The following is a 2,254-nucleotide window of genomic DNA, read 5'->3' as shown; positions in this document are numbered from 1 at the left end:
TCGCGCGCGGCTTGGGTGACCTTATGGGCGAGCGGGAGTCTGCATCGCTTGTCCGGAATGCCGACACGGCGACATTCCGCGGCGACGGCGTCGGCGAACTTGTTGAGCGCGACGCAGGGAATGGCGATGGGACTGATGGCATCGCACGGTGCTGTGGGCGAGGTCTGATCCGGAGGGTCGGCGGCCACCGGTGCGGGCGTGATCAATAGCAGGCTGGTCACGCCGACGACGACCGCGCGCTGGGGCCATCGGGTGCCGGGCATGCGCGGTACTTTGGCACTTCGATGGGCGGGTTTCTAGGGATGTTGTCGAAGTGTTGTCATTGGGGTTTTGATGGGTAACGGTTACGCTGCTGCACGACTGTTGCTTGAGGCATTCGCCATTTTCGCCCTCGTTGCCGTTATCCCTGGGGAGCAATGGGGCATTCTCGATGAATCTGCAGGAAATTGATGGCACACAACCGTCAACTGGCCCATCCATCGACTGCTCGCAAACTCGACCGCCGAGGTCAACATGCTATCTCAACGATATCATGATAGCATGCGATCTGTGGCGCAGATTCTCATCCGTCAACTTGAGGACGACACCAAGGCCAAATTGCAGAGACTTGCCCGTCAACACGGTCGCAGCACCGAGGAAGAGGTGCGCGAAATTTTACGGAACGCAGTCCGCAACGTCGACAATCCGCCCGACCGGCTAGGCTCTCGTATCGCGTCACGCTTCAAAGGCGTAGGCCTGACCGAGGACATACCCGAACTGCGGGGACAGCCCGTCCAGCCGGCGCAGTTCAAAGAATCATGATCTTGCTCGACACCAACGTGCTCTCCGCGCTGATGCGGGACACGCCCGATCCGGCCGTCGTGGAATGGCTCGATAATCAGCCCGCCGAATCAATCTGGACGACGTCAGTCACTGTATTCGAGATACGCATCGGCATCGAACTTTTGACGCCAAGCCGGCGACGCAAGCGGCTCGACGAGATCTTTTCTCAACTCCTCGACGAAGACCTTGATGGTCGTGTGCAATCCTTCGACCTGACGGCAGCGCTCGCCGCTGGAACCATCGCGGCCACCCAACAACGAATTGGGCGTGCGGTGGAAATTCGTGATGTGCAAATCGCTGGCATCGCCGCATCCCGGCACGCAACTCTGGCTACCCGCAATACTCGCCACTTCGACGAATCGGGGGTCGATCTGGTCAACCCCTGGGACTGATGTCGTACACAAATGCGTTGAGAACGCCCCAGATCCAGTGATAACGGACACAAATGGCCGCTCCGCGAATCGTCACGGCTCAAGGCCGAGCGTGTCTCCCAGAAGCGACCCTGGTCATCGTCGACGACCCCGCCACCATCGAGGCCCGCAACGCCGGCGGGGGAACGCCTTAGGCAGTCGACGGTGTCGGCCAGTATCCGACGATTCCGTCGCCGAACTGTAGGTCGGTCTTCGGGAAGTCGTCGCCGATGGCCAGCAGAGGTTCGCCGGCGAGCTCTGCAGCCGCATAGCTCATGCAGTCACCGAAGTTCAGAGCGGCAGGGTGGCGTCCCTTGCCGTAACGCAGATAGGCGCGCTGGGTGGCGAGGGCGTGCGCGTCGGTGAATTCTGCTACCCCCAAGTTGATTTCGCTTCGGAGTCGATCGAACACCATGCGCGCGATGGTTCCGTGCCTGGCGGTGAGAACGATCAAAGTTTCGGCCAGCGTCGGTGCGGCGACCACGGGGTGGCGCGCGCCCGCCAGCACGGCGGCGATCTGTTCCGCGGTCTGTTCTCCCTCGATAAGCGCCACAAGGGCCGAGCTGTCGACGATCACAAGTCAAACCCCGGTTGTCGGGTCGTAACCCAGAATCGTCTCGCGCTCTTCTTTACTGATTGGCGCGCGCGGTTCCAGCAACGGCCAGATCTCGGTGCGCATCGTCGCGAGGAGCTGCGCGGCCCGGTCGCCGGCACGCGACTCCAGCAGTGCGAGCTGAGCGCGCAGCGCGTCTCGAACCGCTCGCGTCTTATTGCCGTGGCCCATGCGGCGGGCAAGCTCCTCGGCCAGGTCGTCGACCTCGCCATCTTTGATGTTCAACGCCACGGGTAGATGGTACCATATCGGATATAGAAGGTACTATTGGTCGGCGGTGTCGAAAGATGACATGTGATGGGGACCCCCTCAGCTCAGACGCTCGTTGAGTTTGCGTCAGAGTTTTTTCGGGAGCTTGAGGAGGTCCCACTGATGACGATGGTAGGCGGGTTTGACGTGCACCGGAAGC

At 61.3% G+C, this 2,254-nt stretch carries 4 protein-coding genes and 1 pseudogene; 2 read left to right on the top strand and 3 right to left on the bottom strand.

Annotated elements, in window-relative coordinates; all coding sequences use genetic code 11:
* Nucleotides 1-263: pseudogene (locus EET03_RS29535) on the bottom strand (hypothetical protein); the annotation flags it as partial.
* 286 nt (nucleotides 264-549) lie between these two features.
* On the opposite strand from EET03_RS29535, the gene EET03_RS29530 reads away from it, so the two are divergent.
* Nucleotides 550-801 (top strand): FitA-like ribbon-helix-helix domain-containing protein, encoded by a 252-nt coding sequence (locus tag EET03_RS29530; RefSeq protein WP_063472816.1) that lies wholly within the window; start codon nucleotides 550-552, stop codon nucleotides 799-801.
* Nucleotides 798-1,214 carry a type II toxin-antitoxin system VapC family toxin gene (locus EET03_RS29525; protein WP_063472800.1) on the top strand — a complete coding sequence of 139 codons (417 nt, stop codon included), beginning with the start codon at nucleotides 798-800 and terminating at the stop codon, nucleotides 1,212-1,214. The genes EET03_RS29530 and EET03_RS29525 overlap by 4 nt, the downstream gene beginning before the upstream one ends.
* A 169-nt stretch (nucleotides 1,215-1,383) precedes the next feature.
* Here EET03_RS29525 and EET03_RS29520 read toward each other — a convergent pair whose 3' ends face one another.
* The gene (locus EET03_RS29520) at nucleotides 1,384-1,809 is read right to left on the bottom strand and encodes a type II toxin-antitoxin system VapC family toxin (RefSeq protein WP_075542685.1); all 426 of its coding nucleotides are present in this window, start codon (nucleotides 1,807-1,809) and stop codon (nucleotides 1,384-1,386) included.
* A gap of 3 nt (nucleotides 1,810-1,812) precedes the next feature.
* Nucleotides 1,813-2,076 carry a type II toxin-antitoxin system VapB family antitoxin gene (locus tag EET03_RS29515; RefSeq protein WP_063472802.1) on the bottom strand — a complete coding sequence of 88 codons (264 nt, stop codon included), beginning with the start codon at nucleotides 2,074-2,076 and terminating at the stop codon, nucleotides 1,813-1,815.
* Nucleotides 2,077-2,254: the final 178 nt, after the last annotated feature.

This window comes from Mycobacterium innocens, assembly GCF_900566055.1.
Lineage (GTDB): Bacteria > Actinomycetota > Actinomycetes > Mycobacteriales > Mycobacteriaceae > Mycobacterium > Mycobacterium innocens.
This window is presented reverse-complemented; position numbering and strand designations above follow the sequence as displayed.